At 35.9% G+C, this 17133-nt stretch carries 16 protein-coding genes; 7 read left to right on the forward strand and 9 right to left on the reverse strand.

Translation table 11 applies throughout. The features are described 5' to 3' along the window. Positions 1-1040 (forward strand): methylmalonyl-CoA mutase family protein (locus P8M54_RS14705; RefSeq protein ID WP_300288751.1); only part of this gene is annotated, 1040 nt, incomplete at its 5' end. 73 nt (positions 1041-1113) lie between these two features. Here P8M54_RS14705 and P8M54_RS14710 read toward each other — a convergent pair. The 5 genes from P8M54_RS14710 to dapF all read right to left on the reverse strand — a co-directional run bounded on the left by P8M54_RS14710 (position 1114) and on the right by dapF (position 5160). Then, positions 1114-1752 (reverse strand): peptidoglycan-binding protein LysM, encoded by a 639-nt coding sequence (locus P8M54_RS14710; protein ID WP_300288752.1) that lies wholly within the window; start codon positions 1750-1752, stop codon positions 1114-1116. 97 nt (positions 1753-1849) lie between these two features. Next, positions 1850-2725 (reverse strand): DUF2279 domain-containing protein, encoded by an 876-nt coding sequence (locus P8M54_RS14715; protein ID WP_300288753.1) that lies wholly within the window; start codon positions 2723-2725, stop codon positions 1850-1852. A gap of 47 nt (positions 2726-2772) precedes the next feature. Then, the gene (gene mltG / locus P8M54_RS14720) at positions 2773-3813 is read right to left on the reverse strand and encodes an endolytic transglycosylase MltG (protein WP_300288755.1); all 1041 of its coding nucleotides are present in this window, start codon (positions 3811-3813) and stop codon (positions 2773-2775) included. Between the two features lie 10 nt (positions 3814-3823). Beyond that, complete coding sequence (locus P8M54_RS14725) at positions 3824-4357, reverse strand: GNAT family protein (RefSeq protein WP_300288756.1); 534 nt, start codon at positions 4355-4357, stop codon at positions 3824-3826. Positions 4358-4377: 20 nt separating this feature from the next. Then, positions 4378-5160: a diaminopimelate epimerase gene (dapF, locus tag P8M54_RS14730; protein WP_300288757.1), complete on the reverse strand. Its 783-nt coding sequence runs from the start codon at positions 5158-5160 to the stop codon at positions 4378-4380. Positions 5161-5296: 136 nt separating this feature from the next. On the opposite strand from dapF, the gene P8M54_RS14735 reads away from it, so the two are divergent. Continuing rightward, entirely contained in the window at positions 5297-6697 is a 1401-nt protein-coding gene (locus tag P8M54_RS14735) for a Do family serine endopeptidase (RefSeq protein ID WP_300288758.1), read from the forward strand. A gap of 134 nt (positions 6698-6831) precedes the next feature. On the opposite strand, the gene P8M54_RS14740 is transcribed toward P8M54_RS14735, so the two are convergent. Further along, the gene (locus P8M54_RS14740; protein WP_300288759.1) at positions 6832-7284 is read right to left on the reverse strand and encodes a DUF4442 domain-containing protein; all 453 of its coding nucleotides are present in this window, start codon (positions 7282-7284) and stop codon (positions 6832-6834) included. A gap of 214 nt (positions 7285-7498) precedes the next feature. On the opposite strand from P8M54_RS14740, the gene P8M54_RS14745 reads away from it, so the two are divergent. The 5 genes from P8M54_RS14745 (at position 7499) to P8M54_RS14765 (ending at position 11865) form a co-directional block, all read left to right on the forward strand. Then, the gene (locus P8M54_RS14745; protein ID WP_300288760.1) at positions 7499-7954 is read left to right on the forward strand and encodes a DUF4870 domain-containing protein; all 456 of its coding nucleotides are present in this window, start codon (positions 7499-7501) and stop codon (positions 7952-7954) included. Between the two features lie 158 nt (positions 7955-8112). After that, entirely contained in the window at positions 8113-8445 is a 333-nt protein-coding gene (locus tag P8M54_RS14750; protein WP_039110051.1) for a PadR family transcriptional regulator, read from the forward strand. A 2-nt stretch (positions 8446-8447) separates the two neighbouring features. Beyond that, the gene (locus P8M54_RS14755; RefSeq protein ID WP_300288762.1) at positions 8448-10208 is read left to right on the forward strand and encodes a PspC domain-containing protein; all 1761 of its coding nucleotides are present in this window, start codon (positions 8448-8450) and stop codon (positions 10206-10208) included. Between the two features lie 2 nt (positions 10209-10210). Next, on the forward strand, positions 10211-10951 hold the full coding sequence (locus tag P8M54_RS14760; RefSeq protein WP_300288763.1) for a head GIN domain-containing protein: 741 nt from the start codon (positions 10211-10213) through the stop codon (positions 10949-10951). An 83-nt stretch (positions 10952-11034) separates the two neighbouring features. Continuing rightward, positions 11035-11865, forward strand: a complete 831-nt coding sequence (locus tag P8M54_RS14765; protein ID WP_300288764.1) for a DUF2807 domain-containing protein — start codon at positions 11035-11037, stop codon at positions 11863-11865. A gap of 73 nt (positions 11866-11938) precedes the next feature. Here P8M54_RS14765 and trxB read toward each other — a convergent pair whose 3' ends face one another. From trxB to aceB, 3 genes are all read right to left on the reverse strand, one after another. Then, positions 11939-12886 (reverse strand): thioredoxin-disulfide reductase, encoded by a 948-nt coding sequence (gene trxB / locus P8M54_RS14770; RefSeq protein ID WP_300288765.1) that lies wholly within the window; start codon positions 12884-12886, stop codon positions 11939-11941. A gap of 206 nt (positions 12887-13092) precedes the next feature. Beyond that, on the reverse strand, positions 13093-14709 hold the full coding sequence (locus P8M54_RS14775) for an isocitrate lyase (RefSeq protein ID WP_300288766.1): 1617 nt from the start codon (positions 14707-14709) through the stop codon (positions 13093-13095). 70 nt (positions 14710-14779) lie between these two features. Further along, positions 14780-16378 (reverse strand): malate synthase A, encoded by a 1599-nt coding sequence (gene aceB, locus P8M54_RS14780; RefSeq protein WP_300288767.1) that lies wholly within the window; start codon positions 16376-16378, stop codon positions 14780-14782. Positions 16379-17133: the final 755 nt, after the last annotated feature.

Genomic DNA, 17133 nt, shown 5'->3' on the forward strand with positions numbered 1-17133 from the left:
CAACCGACTTTTCAGCTCGAATTGCCAGAAATACGCAAATATTCCTTCAAGAAGAAACTAAAATAACCAAAACAGTTGACCCTTGGGCCGGTAGTTATTACGTAGAAAGTCTAACTAACGAAATTGCGCAAAGTGCTTGGAAACTTATTGAAGAGGTAGAAGAGCTAGGCGGAATGACTAAAGCAATTGAAGCTGGAATACCTAAACTGCGTATCGAGGAAGCAGCAGCTAGAAAACAAGCGCGTATCGATAGCGGTCAGGATATTATCGTTGGGGTAAACAAATACCGCTTAGAAACCGAAGATCCGCTGCAAATTTTAGATGTTGATAATCAAATGGTGCGCAAGCAACAATTGGAGCAACTAGAACAAATAAAGGCGACTAGAGATACTGAAAAAGTAAAAGTAGCTCTCGATAAATTAATCCTATGTGCGCAAACTGGAGAAGGAAATTTATTAGAACTTGCAGTAGAAGCAGCGCGCTATAGAACAACCTTAGGAGAAATTAGCGATGCACTAGAAACGGTTTTTGGTAGGTACAAAGCACAAATTAAATCTTTTAGCGGCGTGTATAGTAAAGAAATTAAAGACGACAAAAGCTTTGAAGAAGCAAAAGTTTTAGCCGATAAATTTGCAAAACAAGAAGGGCGACGTCCTCGTATCATGATTGCTAAAATGGGACAAGACGGTCATGACCGCGGTGCCAAAGTAGTTGCGACTGGTTATGCCGATGTTGGTTTTGATGTGGATATAGGTCCGCTTTTTCAAACTCCTGCCGAAGCAGCAAAACAAGCCGTAGAAAATGATGTACATATTTTAGGCGTATCCTCACTAGCAGCCGGACATAAAACATTAGTTCCTCAAGTAATCGAAGAATTAAAAAAACATGGTCGCGAAGATATTATGGTCGTTGTAGGAGGTGTAATTCCCGCCCAAGATTATCAGTATTTATTCGATAATGGTGCTGTAGCAGTGTTTGGCCCAGGAACCAAAATTAGTGAAGCCGCAATCAAAATTCTTGAAATATTATTAGAAGAATAAGCTTACTCTCGCTAAACAAAAAGGGATACTTTTCAATGAAAAGTATCCCTTTTTTTATGTAGTGAATGTTTTTTTAATTGGACGCTACTGCATTTACATTAGCTTCAATTAAAGAGGTATCATAACCTCCAAACGCTTTTAAGTAACTTCTAATCGAAGTACCGTAGGCGTCTTTAATAAACTTTTTACCGTTGTTTCTAAAATACCTTTTTACAGATCCTGCTCCACCCAAATGGGCCGCTGCTAAAATACCAGATTCAGTAATCAAAATACCATTGACTACTTTTCCATCGTATTTTTCAATAACATCTTGGAGTAAGGCTTTGTTTTTAGATAAAAGAGCAACAAAAGCTTTTTCTTGCATCTTAGGGCTACGGAGGAATAATTCGGGGTTGTGAATTCCTACTGCTTTTAAAGCATCCGTTCCAAACTGATATTTCCCTAGATAACCTAGAGAATTAATTTTTTTGTATTTGTTTTTCGACTCTTTGAAACCAAGAGCTTGTTTAAAACCTACAAAGAAATTACCTGTAAAAGGAATGTTTGTATCAGTATAACTTTCCTTTTTTTGAGACGGATATAAGTATTGAATTCCGTCTGTGTTTTTTATTAGAAACCATTCATTAGACTCTACTTTAAGCGGTTTAAAACCAGAACTTAAAAAGGCTATAATAACAGTTAAACTCGCATAAAAATACCACTTCTTTACCATAAATTGTTTTTCTTCAAAACGCTGTCCCGTTATGAAATTTCTGCGTGCAAAGATACAATAAATTTTATAAAGCTGAAAACCAACATGTTAAACTTATCTAAAAATAGATCAAATGGCCTTTAAACGACTCTCTAGGAGTGTATTCCAAAGTGGGTGCGGGAATTTTCAGGCTATTAAAAACAGAGAAAAATGTCTTTAAAAAATGTGATTTTGTTTCGATTTTCGTCAGGTCAACGTCTAAACTTAAGTAAAACTGCCTCGTTCTTTCTATCGACCCAATGGATGCTATTGTAGTATTTTCGCTATTTCCACTTACCATTCCATCCGCTCCATATCCAACAGCAACATTAAGCCATATTGGAATTTTAGAGTCTTTAAAAAAGGAATACAAATTAACCGACAACCAATACGTTTGACCATTGTAATCTTTGATTATTTTCTCTGAAAGCGAACTTCCCAAAACGTTGGGTCTTAAAGCAGCGTATTTTGTTGAATGAAAAGAGAATTTTGGAGTAATTCGTTGCTCTTTCCATACTAATTCTTGTCCAACATACAAAGCTGAACCGGATAAATTGGCGATTAGGTCTCCTGGCGAAGCACCCCATTCTGTTGAAAAACCATCAAAAACCTCCACTACAGTCAAAAAAGCGAGCCCAAGACTTGCACCGTATACTAATTGCTGTTTTTTAGTGGCACCGCTCCACTGCAACATTTCGGATCCAAGTCGTCCTAAATGATAGGTCGAATAAAAGTGACCTACCTTATCCATTTGCAACCATTCACTATTATCATTGATAAAATGAAAATTAGAACGAGGATAATCAGCATACCACAATTGGTTTAAACCAACTAAAGTAAGCCCTCCCAATGCAGCTTCTGAAATAAAGACTGTCTTTTTTCGCTTTGGATTTAAAGTATCCGAAGGTGTTAAAAATCGATCTAAACTATTTTGTGCGTACCCAATGCTCAGCAAAAAAAAGAATGATAAACAGAAGCAAAATCGTTTGTGGAAAATCAAACCTATCTTTTTACGCCTTGCGCATTAATCCAATCTGAATATTTTTTAGCAGTTAGGTTATGCTCTGGCAAAGTTGCAGCAAATTCATGATACCCAAAACGGTCCACGCTTGCGCAAAAGTAAATAAAGTCATTCTTTTCAGGACTAAGTACTGCCTCAAGAGCGGTGATGTCAGGCATGGCTATAGGACCTGGTGGCAATCCTGTGTTCATATAAGTATTGTAAGGAGATGACATCGTCAAATCTTTGAAAAAGACTCTTTTAATAACTTGATTGAAATCGTTGTCTTTCTTTTTAATAGCAAAAATAACTGTTGGATCCGCTTGCAAAGGCATTCCTAATCGCAACCTATTCAAATAAACCCCTGCTATTCTTGGTCTTTCGTCTTTTTTCACAGATTCCTTATGCACTATTGAGGCTAGAATTGTAGCTTCAATTGGTGATAATCCTTGCGCTTTAGCTTTTGCCTCGCGATCTGCTGTCCAAAAGTTGCGATACTCCTTAATCATTTTATCACGGAACTTCTCTGCCGAAGTATTCCAATAGGTTTCATACGTATTGGGAATAAACATCGCCATAACATTATCTTCATTAAAACCATTTTCTTTCAAAAAGATAGAATCTTTGAACGAATTCAAAAGAGACAAACTATCAGCCTCGATTTGAGATCCTACCCTACCGGCTAAATTCTCAATGCGCTCTTGGTTGTTAAAAGCTAGTTTAACCGGAACATTAGATCGCATTGCTTTTACCAGCTCATAACTATTCATTCCTTTAGTCAATAAAAATCGACCAGATTTGACATTAGAAGGATAGTTCATCTTACCCGCTACCATTTCAAACCGATCCATATTTACCACATACGGGCTAACTAGTGATAAAACTTCATTATAATTTGCTTCCGTAGGAACGAAAACAAAAACCTCTTTTTCGGCAAACTTAGTATTGTCTGAAAAAATTTGGTTAATCAACACGAAACCATATACTATTAATCCTGTGATCAATACAAGTGCTGTGATCGAAATTATTTTTTTTGTACTCAAAACGTATATTTTAAAATTGTTGCTTTATTAATTGATAGATTGCTTCATCATGATAAGCACCATTAATGAGATTCCAATCTTTTTTTACTCCAATACATTGAAAACCAAATTTAGTAAAAAGCGCGATGCTTGCTGCGTTTTCTACACTAATATTAGCATATAATTGATGTAGGTTTAAATGATGGAAAGCGTACCGAATTAAAAGTTCCACTGCCTTGGTGCCTACACTTTTATTTCTGTTTTCAACAGCCTGAATGACAATACCTATACCTGCTCGATTGTTCTTAGGGTCAAAGTCAAACAAATCAATTAAACCCACGGCCGGAAAATCCTCGTCTTGGCAAATAGCTAGCCGCAGTTGCTTAGCCTCGTAAATATCTTGCTGAGCATTCTCTAAATATTGTTTTACTAAAAACCGACTGTAGGGTGTATTTGTATTACTAACCTCCCAAATACTTTGGTCGTTTTCCATAGCATACACAAACTCCAAGTCGTTAGGCTCTAAAGCTCGAAGGTAAATAGAATCTCCTTTTAAGGTTATCATGATCGGGTTTCGTACTTGAATTAAATTGTAATTGTTCCTTCAAAAACAAATGTCGCGGGTCCAATTAAAAACACATTTGTGTAGTGGTCGCCCTCTTTGGTAAACGAAACACGCAACTTACCACCTTCAACAGCAATGTCAATAGCGGTTTGCTTTGTTGCTCCTGTGGCATTCATGGCAATCGCTACGGCTGTTGCTCCGGTACCGCAAGCTAAAGTTTCATCTTCAACTCCTCTCTCATAGGTTCGCAAAGCAAAGCTACTTTCGTCAATTTGTTTTACAAAATTAATGTTGCTACCCGCTGTTCCGTATAAAGCTCCGTATCGAATGGCTGCGCCATTTTCTTTAACATTATAATTTTCAAGATCGCTAACCAGCTGAACGTGATGCGGCGAACCTGTATTCAAAAAAGTATAGTCTTGTTGTTTATGAACAGCTGTAACATCAATCATTTGCAAAGAAACTATTTGGTCCTTGTCAATAGCTGCATGGTGCAAACCATCAACGGCATTAAAGACCGCTTTAGTTTCAATAACATTTAATTTTTTTGCGAAAGCCACTAAACAGCGACCACCATTACCGCACATAGTACTTTGGTTCCCATCGGAATTGTAATAAACCATCTTAAAATCGGCTTCTGGATCATTTTCGAGCAAAATAAGTCCATCACCACCAATTCCAAATCGGCGATCACATAAGTGTGCTATTAGCTCATTATTATTTTTAGGGAAAAATTCCGTACGATTGTCAATCATCACAAAATCGTTTCCAGTTCCTTGGTATTTATAAAAATGTAATTGCATTTATTCGTTGTTGTATGGAACAAAAGTACGAACTATTAATGAAATGTTAATCATAGTTAAACAGCGTTAAAATATTTTTTAACACTATTATTTCGTCTTAAATTTACAAGACAAACAAAATTAAACAATCTCTATTATGAAACGATTTTCTAATCTATTTTTAGTGTCTTTATTAAGTGGAGCCACAACTTTAGGGGCCTACAAACTTTTATTTGACACCAACGGTTATTTAGCTACCAGCAAAAACGGTATAACAACGACCGCAACTGACTCTTACAATAAGAGAGTTGGACTTTCATCTGATGTATTGGATTTTACCGAAGCTGCAGAGAAAACGATACACACTGTCGTTCACGTTAAAAACGTATCGTACAAAACCGTTTCCAATCCTATGTTAGAATATTTTTATGGTTACAAAGGAGGGCAATCACAAGAACAAGTTGGTACAGGTTCCGGGGTAATCATTTCAGCTGATGGCTATATTGTTACTAATAATCACGTGGTTAAAGATGCATCCGAAATAGAAATCACCTTAAATAACAAAAAATCATACAAAGCAAAATTAATTGGGACCGATTCCAAAATGGATATCGCCTTACTGAAAATCGATGCCGATGAAACGCTACCATATACAACATTTGGTAATTCTGACTCCGTAAAAATAGGGGAATGGGTTTTAGCAGTTGGAAATCCGTATAACCTAACCTCAACGGTTACCGCTGGAATTGTTTCAGCTAAAGCAAGAGATTTAGGCAGCAATGGTATCCAATCTTTTATTCAAACTGATGCAGCTGTAAACCCAGGAAATAGTGGTGGTGCACTCGTGAATACACGTGGAGACTTAATTGGAATCAACACTATGATTACTTCGATGACAGGATCTTATGTTGGATACTCGTTCGCAGTACCCTCAAATATCGCTCGAAAAATTATTGAAGATATTATGGAGTATGGTAATGTACAAAGAGGAATTCTTGGCGTTCAAGGAGGTGAATTAAATTCAAATGCTTCCAAAGAATTAGGCTTAAAACAAACGGAAGGTTTCTATATCAGTGCTGTGACACCTAATTCAGGAGCTCAAAAAGCAGGGCTTAAAAAAGGAGATGTAATTGTAAAATTAGACAATCAAAATATTGCTACCTATGCTGATTTATCTGGTTACATCAATACTAAAAGACCAAATGACAAAGTAGAAGTGACTATTTTAAGAGACGGAAGCAATAAAACAGTACCTGTAGTCTTAAGCAAAAACGAGTTTTTTAATACGGAGTTTAAAGGAATCGAATTAGAAAACATTAGCGCTGCTGATAAAAAGAAATTTAATGTTAATTACGGTGTCAAAATCAGAGCCATTACAAATGAAAACTTGATGCAGTATGAAGCGGAACTAAAAGGAAGCATTATCATAAGTATTGATAATAGCAAAGCAGTAAATGTAGAAACCGTTTCAAAGCTTTTGAATAATAAAGATGAAAATCAAAGTATTCGACTGGAACTAATAAATAAAAACGGTGAACTATTCCGAATCATAATCTAATTTCACACAACCCTAAAACGGTAAGCCAACTTGATAATTCAGGTTGGCTTTTTTGTATAAATTTAAAATAGTATCAACTTTTGCAAAAAGTAAATTAATTTATGCTTTTTGTATTAGGTATATTTAAGGTATATTTATTTAACTCGTACACTCCATTCAAAATCCATTTCGGATACTTGTACTCCTTTTTCATCCACTCCTATAGACTTCATCCAAAAGGTTTGCCCCTCGCCTGTGGCTATCGTTTGTTGAATAGCTTGCTCAATTAGGTGACCATCTTTACACGTAAAAGTGATTAATCCGGTTGCTTTTTTAGTAAAATTACCTTTATTGTTGGCGACCAACATGGATATTTTACGTCCGCTTTTTTGAATTTGATACATTACCAATGCACCTGTTGCTAACTCAGCCGCCATGGCTTGCACTGCAAAATACATCGAGTTAAACGGATTTTGATTGATCCAGCGGTGCTTTACTTTTACAATACAGTGCGTCTCGTCCAGCGTCCTAACACGAACGCCACAGATAAAAGCTGCTGGTAATTTAAAAAATAGAAATTTGTTGAGTTTAGAGGCTGTAAGTTTCATGTTTGCTGGATTTGTTGCTAAAATACAAAAAAATACTATGCGTACATAATATTTTAATTTGTTAATAAATTGTTAATTTTAGGTACTATGTGATACAAGATACCATTCTTTAGACATATATTTGCATAAGAAATTACTAGGTCGAGTACTAGTACTTTTAAAAAACGAATCATCATCAAAGCCAAAAATCAAAAAGGCACCAAAATCAATCACAATGGAAAACACTACCGAAAAAAACATCGCAACATTCACACACTTGAGCACTTTGACTCAGTACTTTATTCCGTTTGGAAATTATATTTTTCCGATCCTTTTATGGTCTTCCAAAAAAGACAAATCGGACTTTGTTGATTTTCATGGAAAGCAAGTACTCAATTTTCAGTTGAGTGTTTTATTGTACTCAATCCTCACAGCTTTAATTGCTATCCCAATTTTACTAGTTACTATTTTTAACAATGTTTCTCTAGATGCGGTTATTAACGATGATAACTTCGTAGTGAATAATTTTAACATTAGCGATCAAATAGGTTTAATAACGGTGGGACTAACTGCTGTATTCCTTTTTGGATGTTTGAAAGTAGCTGAGTTCTTTTTAATTATTTATGCAGCGATCAAAACGTCTAACGGAGAACTTTATAGATATCCTATTACAATACCTTTTATAAAATAAAACGTTCCTAGCCCTGATAGCAGTGGAAATCCTTTTTATTTTTTGAAAAAAAAATAAAAAGATTGAAACGAATAGCAGGATTAGCTTCCAATAAAAATCATCAATCATCAATCAAGAAATGAACAATCAAATCATCAAAAAATCAAAAAAGACAAATTATGAACATTGAAAACACAAAAGCCCAGATGCGTAAAGGTGTTCTCGAGTTTTGCATCCTATCTGTACTAAAAGAGAAAGATGCTTATACATCAGAAATACTAGACACTTTAAAAAACGCAAAATTACTCGTGGTGGAGGGAACTATTTACCCGCTATTAACCCGCTTAAAAAATGACGGTTTGTTAAATTACCGCTGGGAAGAATCGACCTCAGGACCGCCACGAAAATATTATGGCCTTACTGAAATAGGTCAAACCTTTTTAAATGAATTGAGTGGTACTTGGACTGAATTATCCGATGCTGTAAACCTTATAACCAACCAAAAACAATAGTCATGAACAAAACTGTAAATATAAACCTAGGCGGAATGTTCTTTCATATAGACGAAGATGCATACCAAAAATTAACACGCTATTTTGATGCTATAAAGCGCTCTTTAAATAACTCATCAGGACAAGACGAGATTATCAAAGATATCGAAATGAGGGTGTCAGAATTGCTAAATGAAAAGCAAAAAAGCGACAAACATGTTGTTGCCTTAAAAGATGTAGACGAGGTAATTACCGTTATGGGACAACCTGAGGATTACATTATTGAGGATGAAAATACGAGTAACCAACAGTCGTACAACTTTAATTCAACTAGCACACGATCTAGAAAATTATACCGTGACAGAGACAAAGGAATGCTTGGTGGTGTAGCATCAGGATTGGGTTATTACTTTGGTATTGAAACTGTGTGGATTCGTGTAGTGTTATTACTATTAGTTTTTGCTGGATTTGGAACAGGAATCATTGCTTACATTATTTTGTGGGTAGTAACACCAGAGGCTATTACAACATCGGAAAAACTTGAAATGACGGGCGAACCCGTTAATATATCGAACATCGAAAAAAAAGTTAGAGAGGAATATGAAAATGTATCTCAAAAATTTAAAAATGGAGATTATGACAAATATGGTAACCAAATCAAAACAGGTGCCACTAAGGTCGGTAGCTCATTAGGTGACTTTATCATGACTGTTTTTAAAATTTTTGCCAAGTTTTTAGGGGTAATTTTAATCATGTCAGGACTAGCAATGATTGTGGTGTTTTTAATTGGTGCACTTACGCTTGGAACGGTCCACTTTGATGATTTTCCTTTCCACCAATTTATTGAATCGGGCAATTTTACTGATTATCCTGTATGGTTTTTTGCAGTACTGCTTTTTGTTGCAGTAGGTATTCCTAATTTTTTCCTTGTGCTTTTGGGTTTCAAGTTAGTATCTCCAAGCATAAAATCAATTGGTAATATAGCCAAATCGACTTTGTTAGCCTTGTGGATTATTGCGATAGCCATCCTAATTTCGATTGGTGTAAAACAAGCTTCGGCTTTTGCTACTGATGGTAGAGTCGTGAAAAAAGAAACCATAAATATATCGGCAACAGATACCTTGTTTATTAAATTTAAACACAATGATTATTATTCGAAAAGCATTAATGATCACAACAATTTTAAAATAACCCAAGATTCTTTAAACAATGATGTTATATACTCTAATCAAGTAAGTTTTAAAATTGAACGTGCAGACACGAAATTACCTTACTTGCAAATAGAAAAAGAAGCAAAAGGAACGACACTATCCGATGCTAAAAAAAGAGCAGAACTAATTAAATACGGTTATAAAATAGTAGGAAACCAAATTATACTTGACAATTACCTACTTTCTAACGTAAAAGATAAATATCGTGATCAAGAGGTAGAAATTACTTTATACTTACCCGAAGGAACATTGTTTAAGGCGGATACCAGTGTACAGGATTACGATCGCTCGAATGATGAGTTTTTTAACCTGCACTACAGCTCAGGAAAATATTTATACCAAGTAATGGAAACGAAAGTACGTTGCTTAGACTGTCCTGCTGATGAAGATGAATACAACGATGTTGATACTACCGAAGAGAATGATGTAACCATCTGGACAGGAGACGATGAAAATAATTCCAATATCACAGATAAAAATGGAGTTACCAATACTGTCGATTCAACGAAAACGAGCAAAAGTAAAGGTCGCTTAAGAGCTAATAAAAACGGTATAATCATTAAATCAAACTAATCATGGTGAAAATTATATCCCTTATCACTAAATTTATTCTTGTACTGCTGTGCACCTTACTATTTGCATCTTGCAACTACAGTATCAATTTAAAATCAATTACTGGAAGCGGTACCGTAGTAAAAGAGAACCGAGCAGTAACTGATTCGTTCAAGAGTATCGAGCTAAGCAATGCTATTGATTTAGAACTTGAACAGTCTCACAAAACGGAAATCATTGTCGAAGCCGATGATAATTTAATTAGTAATATCCGTACTAGAATAGAAAATGGCGTTTTGATCATTGATTGTGATTACGATTCATTCCTAGACGTTAAGTCTAAAAAGGTGATCGTCAGGATGCCACAAATTGAAGAACTAAAAGCGTCAAGTGCTTCATCTATGACTAGTAAAAACATTTTAAAAGGAGATGAGATTAGTATTAGAGCCTCGAGCGCAGCAAATATTAAATTGGAGTTAGAGTACGACCGTATAAATGCAAAAGCAAGTAGTGCTAGCACAATTATTCTTTACGGACTCTCCCTAGATTTGACTACTAATGCTTCAAGTGGAAGTGAAATAGATGCAAATGACTTACTGGCAAATGAAGTAAAAGCTGGTGCTTCGAGCGGCGCCAGTGTGATAATTCACCCTATCGTAAATTTGAAAGCCAAGGCGTCAAGTGGAGGAAGTATTCAATATTCTAAAACACCACAGTCAATGGAACGAAAAGCTTCAAGCGGAGGAAGTATTGACAAAATATAACCCAAGAAAATCTTAAAAAGTAAATAAATCATTCCAGTCAGAATGATTTATTTACTTTTGTAATAAAGCATAAAACTATGAAAATGAAACATTCGATAGCCGTAATTTTAATTCTATTATCAACCACTTTTTCTATAGCTCAAAAAAAAGAGAAAATAAAAGGCTCGAAAACAGTGACAACGAAAGTAAAAGAAATAAGTAATTTTACTAATCTTGAAGTAAGTGATAACATCGAAGTCTTTTTAGAGAAAGGCGAATTTTCAGTTTTAAAAATTGAAGCAGATGACAATTTACAAGATCAAATTGCAGTTACCACAGTGGGTTCGACCCTGCAGCTACAAACTGTTAAAAACATTACACGCTTCACAAAACTTATAGTTAGAATCACCTACACTAACGAAATTAACAGTATTACTGTAAAGAATGACGCCATTGTAAATGCTATTCAAGAAATTCATTCAGACAATCTAAGCATCAAATCTTTTGATGACTCCAAATTATTTTTAAACATTGTTTCGAACAATTTCAATCTGGAAACAGCTCAAAAATCTACTATAGAATTAAATTTAAAAGGAGAAAATGCAAAAATAGTGATGAGCGACAACTCAGAATTGAAAGCACTGATAAAAGGAACCGACTTCGCATGTGATATGTACCAAAAATCGAAAGCTAAGATTGAAGGGAATTCGGATACAGGAACCATTCGTATCGATAATGATTCCAAACTTACTGCTGAAAAATTACAAATAAAAAGCATCAATCTTGTTGCAGAGCAAGGATCAGAAGGCAGTATCAATGCTGAGAAAGAAATTGTGATCAGCGCAAGTGAACGAGCAGAAATTCAGTTATACGGAAGTCCAAAAATCACTTTAAAGCGATTTGATGATGAAGCCAAATTATTGAAGAAGAAATAATTTAAGAAAATCATAAAAAAAGTCCCATTTTACACACTCGTAAATGGGACTTTTTCTTTTAATCATGATATACTTACTCTTTGGACGCTAAATATCTTTCGGCATCAAGCGCAGCCATACATCCTGTACCTGCAGCAGTAATTGCTTGACGGTACACATGATCCGCTGCATCTCCTGCAACGAAAACACCTGTTACATTTGTTTTCGAACTACCTGGCGTATTTACGATATAACCTGTTTCGTCTAAAGTGATAAAATCTTTGAAGATATCTGTATTTGGTTTATGACCAATAGCTACGAAGAAACCAGTAGCAGGAATATCAAATTCTTCATTCGTTGTTTTATTCAACGCTCTTACACCCGTTACCACTTGCTCATCTCCAAGAACTTCAACAGTATCATGGTTCATTAAAATGGTGATGTTTTCGGTTTTGCGAACGCGCTCTTCCATGATTTTAGAAGCTCTAAATTTTTCGCTTCTCACCAACATAGTTACTTTTTTACACAGTTTTGAAAGGTAATGTGCTTCCTCGCAAGCAGAATCTCCTGCTCCTACGATCACCACCTCTTGATTTCTATAGAAAAATCCGTCACAAACAGCGCAGGCAGAAACTCCACCACCCATTTTTAAGTAATGTTGCTCAGAAGGCAATCCAAGGTATTTTGCAGATGCTCCTGTAGAAATAATCACAGTTTCGCAGTGTAATTCGATTGTATCGTTAATCCATACTTTATGAATGTCGCCTGAAAAATCAACTTTAGTAGCCCATCCATCGCGCACATCAGTACCAAAACGCTCTGCTTGCGCCTGCAAACCAATCATCATTTCAGGTCCTGTAATTCCCTCCGGATTCCCTGGCCAGTTCTCTACTTCATTGGTCGTAGTCAATTGACCACCAGGCTGCATTCCTTGGTATACCACCGGATTCATATTTGCTCTCGCTGCATAAATTGCAGCAGTATAACCCGCTGGTCCGGAACCTATGATTAGGCATTTTATTTTTTCAATTGTATCTGACATAGTGAATTTTATATTTGTTTAAACACTGCAAAAATAAGTTTTATTTCACAGAATACTAAAACTGATTAATCAGTTTTTGTTATTCGACAATAAAAAAACCCTTTCTATAAAAATAGAAAGGGCTTTCCTTGGAGCTAATGCCAAACAAATATAGTAAATAACCTGAAATTGATTGATTTAAAAAGACAACAGCTCCTTTGCTTCTTTTATACCAATTCGCCTACTTGCGCTACTTTTTTAGTTTCAAATTGATCACTAGTATTTTTAGCGCCATCTGCCTTTAATGCTTTATCGCCTGCAAAAAACGTTTTATGATCATCACCTAAGTTGGATCCCGCCATACGTTGATGTTTTACACAAGCAACTCCTTTACGGATTTCTTGTCTTTGAACTCCTTTAACATATGCTAACATTCCTTCCTTACCATAGTACCCTTGCGTTAAGTCATTCATATGAAGTGCTGTCGTATGGTACGTTGGTAAAGTAATCAAGTGGTGAAAAATCCCCGCTTCTTTAGAACTATCTCTTTGGAATGTTCTAATTTTATCATCTGCACGATGGCATAATTCAGAGTTATCATAGGCCACATCCATCAAATTATTTCGGTCATAACCCGTCATGTTTTCTCCTTCGGCGATCATTTCATCATAGGCTTGATTCCTAAAGTTTAAAGTCCAATTGAACGAAGGCGAATTATTATAAACCAATTTAGCATTAGGCACTACTTCTCTAATTCGGTTAACCATGTGAGCAATTTGTTTCACATTAGGCGTAGGTGTTTCAATCCATAAAAGATCGGCTCCATTTTGCAAACTAGTGATACAATCCAATACCACTCTGTCGATATTGGTACCCTCCTTAAACTGGTACAAACCATTAGGCAATCGTACGGGACGCACTAACTTTCCGTCTCTTTTTAATAATACATCATCTTCTTTAGCTTGGTCAATAGTTATTTGTTCCGCTTCCACAAAAGCCAAATACTGCGATGCTAAATCACCTGGCTCTGTACTCACTGGAAGTTTTTGAGTTAAACTGGCTCCTTCTGAATCTGTTCTTGCCACAATTACTCCTTCCTCTACTCCTAATTCTAAAAACGCATAGCGAATCGCATTAATTTTAGAAAGAAAATCTTCATGTGGTACGGTTACTTTTCCGTCTTGGTGCCCACATTGCTTCGCATCCGATACTTGGTTTTCGATTTGAATTGCACAAGCACCGGCTTCAATCATTTTTTTAGTCAATAAATAAGTAGCCTCCTCGTTTCCAAAACCTGCATCAATATCAGCAATGATGGGAACAATATGTGTTTCAAAATTGTCGATTTGGTCTTGAACATCCTCGCCCTTTTCTAATCTTCTGAATAAATCATTTAACTCAATAGCATCCGCTTGACGCAAAAAGTCATAAATCTCCTTGATCAAATTAGGAACGGTGGTTTTCTCATGCATGGATTGATCAGGCAAAGGGCCAAATTCAGATCGCAAAGCAGCTACCATCCATCCTGATAAATAGATATACCTTTTACTAGTCGTTTTATGGTGTTTTTTAACGGCAATAATATTTTGCTGCGCTACAAAACCATGCCATGAACCTAGTGATTGTGTGTAATTTGAAGCATCGTTGTCGTATGCTGCCATATCTTTTCGCATGATAGCGGCAGTATACTTAGCAATATCCAATCCTGTTTTAAAGCGATTTTGAGTTGCCATTCTAGCAGCATTCTCAGGACTTATAGCATCCCAAGTTGTTCCATATTTCGCTTTTAGGTCTCTTACCGTTTGTAAAGCGGAACTATAATTGCTTTGTTCTAAATTTTTCATAATTTTGTGTTAGTTATTTTATTAGTAATTAGATCCTGTTGATTGTGTCCGCAATCGCAGGATTGTTTTTTTATATGTATTGATAAGCCGGTACTGTTAAAAATTCTTCGAATTCCTGAGCAAGTACGAGTTGGTCAAAAAGTGAAATTGCTACATCTAATTTGCTGTTTTTACTGTTTTCATCACCAATTTGAGCTGTAATTTTTGCAACTTCATCTGCTAATAGATCTTTATACAATTCCGAAGTAAACAATCTCCCATCTTCTAATTTCACTTCGTTTTTTAACCATTGCCAAACTTGAGTTCTTGAAATCTCGGCTGTTGCTGCATCTTCCATTAAATTATAAAGTGCTACTGCTCCATGACCTCTTAACCACGATTCGATATACAAAATCCCCACATTGATGTTTTTTCGGATTCCAGCTTCGGTTACCGTTCCTTTTGGAATCGCTACCAAGTCTTGCTCAGTTATATTGACATCATCACGAGTGATATGCAACTGATTTGGTGTTGGCATGTGTTTATTAAATTCGGCCAAAGCCACTTGCACTAACGCAGGATGCGCGACCCATGTACCATCGTGACCATTAAGAACCTCGCGTTCTTTATCTTTTCTAACTTTTTCAAGTGCAGCTGAATTTGCTTCTTCATCATTTTTAATCGGAATTTGAGCAGCCATTCCCCCAATGGCTAGAATACCTCTTTTATGGCAACGTTGAATCACCAATTTCGAATAGGCATCCATAAACGGACTAGTCATGGTAACCTGATCCCGATTAGGAACTATGAAATTAGGATGGTTTCTAAATTTCTTTATATAGGAGAAAATATAATCCCAACGTCCACAATTTAAACCTACAATATGGTCTTTTAGTTCATAAATAATTTCGTCAAGCTGAAAACTAGCAGTAATTGTCTCGATTAAAACGGTGGCTTTAAAAGTTCCTACTGGTACTTCTAAATAGTTTTCAGCAAATGCCAATACTTCATTCCACCAACGTGCTTCGGTGTAATGCTCTAATTTGGGCAGGTAAAAATAAGGTGCCGTTCCGTTTTGCAACATAATTTGTGTATTATGAAAAACATACAAACCGAAATCCACCAAACTACCTGAAGCAATTTCATTATTAATCAAAAGGTGTCGCTCATTTAAATGTAACCCTCTTGGTCTAACTAATAGTACTGCCGTATTTACATTCAAAGTATAGGACTTATTGCGCTGCACATCCTTCAATGCAATGGTTTTTTTGTTAGCGTCAATTAAATTTTTTTGTCCGTCAATTGTGTTCTTCCAAGAGGGTGCGGTGCTATCCTCAAGATCAGCCATAAAAGTTTTCGCCCCTGAATTCAAGGCATTAATAATCATTTTGCGATCTACTGGACCTGTGATTTCCGCACGTCTGTCTTGCAAATCTTGCGGAATCGTTCCTGCTTTCCAATCTGACTCTCGAATATCTTTAGTTTCATGTGGGAACACTGGAAAATTTCCTTCATCAAAAAAAGTTTGTTGGCTTAGCCTATTTTCTAAAAGTTCTAAACGCTTAGTATTAAATTTTTCATGTAGAGCGGTGATAAAAACGAGCGCTTCATCTGTCAGGATTTCCGGATAGTAGTTGGTCACTTCGTTAGAAAAATTAATTTTAGTTTGTTGTAATAGTTTGCTTTCCATGGTAGTTATATTTTTATAGCACAATGATATAAAAAAGTTTTATACAAAACAAGCGAACGTACGCTAAAAATGTAAAATAATTATTTTACAACGATTCGCTATTTCAGAAACCAGCGTAAGAATCCATCCAACCTATTGCCATAAACCAACTATTAATAAGGTAAAACGTTATGATATGAAAACGAAATAGCTGCGATAAAACTTAAAAATACCGCTGATGCAAAAGATTCTGTGCGAAAATGAAATACGAAAGCACTACTTACAAGACAAAGAATTGCTTTGAGAAGGGATGTAAAATTTGCGATGATTTACAAAAAGCAAGAAACAATAAATCTAAAATACTTACACAAATGAAACAAAAAACCCTCAAGTTTCCTTGAAGGTTTTGGTCGGGCTGGCAGAGTCTATTCCGCACCCGGAAATTCGAACCTGCGGCTTTCCCTATTTTAAATCGGGACGCGATAACCAAGCTGTCTACTAAGACGAATAGACTAAATAGTAACCATTGCAAACCCATTTTAGCATATTCGATTACGTACAATAAATATTATGCATAAAAAAAAACCTCAAGTCTCCTTAAAGGTTTTGGTCGGGCTAGCAGAGTCTATTCCGCACCCGGAAATTCGAACCTGCGGCCTTCCCGATCTTCAATCGGGACGCGATAACCAAGCTTTGCATGAAGTTATATCAATTACTAACCAGCGCAAAACCTAATTGTCAAACATAAAAAAACCCTCAAGTTTCCTTGAAGGTTT

The organism is Flavobacterium sp., from assembly GCF_029242675.1.
In the GTDB taxonomy this organism is placed as follows: Bacteria; Bacteroidota; Bacteroidia; order Flavobacteriales; family Flavobacteriaceae; genus Flavobacterium.

Coding starts and splice junctions, on each gene's coding strand:
- P8M54_RS14775 (WP_300288766.1), bottom strand. CDS start 14,709: ATGAAAAATTTAGAACAAAGCAATTATAGTTCCGCTTTACAAACGGTA.
- dapF (WP_300288757.1), bottom strand. CDS start 5,160: ATGCAATTACATTTTTATAAATACCAAGGAACTGGAAACGATTTTGTG.
- P8M54_RS14765 (WP_300288764.1), top strand. CDS start 11,035: ATGAAACATTCGATAGCCGTAATTTTAATTCTATTATCAACCACTTTT.
- P8M54_RS14755 (WP_300288762.1), top strand. CDS start 8,448: ATGAACAAAACTGTAAATATAAACCTAGGCGGAATGTTCTTTCATATA.
- P8M54_RS14750 (WP_039110051.1), top strand. CDS start 8,113: ATGAACATTGAAAACACAAAAGCCCAGATGCGTAAAGGTGTTCTCGAG.
- P8M54_RS14735 (WP_300288758.1), top strand. CDS start 5,297: ATGAAACGATTTTCTAATCTATTTTTAGTGTCTTTATTAAGTGGAGCC.
- P8M54_RS14740 (WP_300288759.1), bottom strand. CDS start 7,284: ATGAAACTTACAGCCTCTAAACTCAACAAATTTCTATTTTTTAAATTA.
- P8M54_RS14710 (WP_300288752.1), bottom strand. CDS start 1,752: ATGGTAAAGAAGTGGTATTTTTATGCGAGTTTAACTGTTATTATAGCC.
- aceB (WP_300288767.1), bottom strand. CDS start 16,378: ATGGAAAGCAAACTATTACAACAAACTAAAATTAATTTTTCTAACGAA.
- P8M54_RS14725 (WP_300288756.1), bottom strand. CDS start 4,357: ATGATAACCTTAAAAGGAGATTCTATTTACCTTCGAGCTTTAGAGCCT.
- trxB (WP_300288765.1), bottom strand. CDS start 12,886: ATGTCAGATACAATTGAAAAAATAAAATGCCTAATCATAGGTTCCGGA.
- P8M54_RS14745 (WP_300288760.1), top strand. CDS start 7,499: ATGGAAAACACTACCGAAAAAAACATCGCAACATTCACACACTTGAGC.
- P8M54_RS14760 (WP_300288763.1), top strand. CDS start 10,211: ATGGTGAAAATTATATCCCTTATCACTAAATTTATTCTTGTACTGCTG.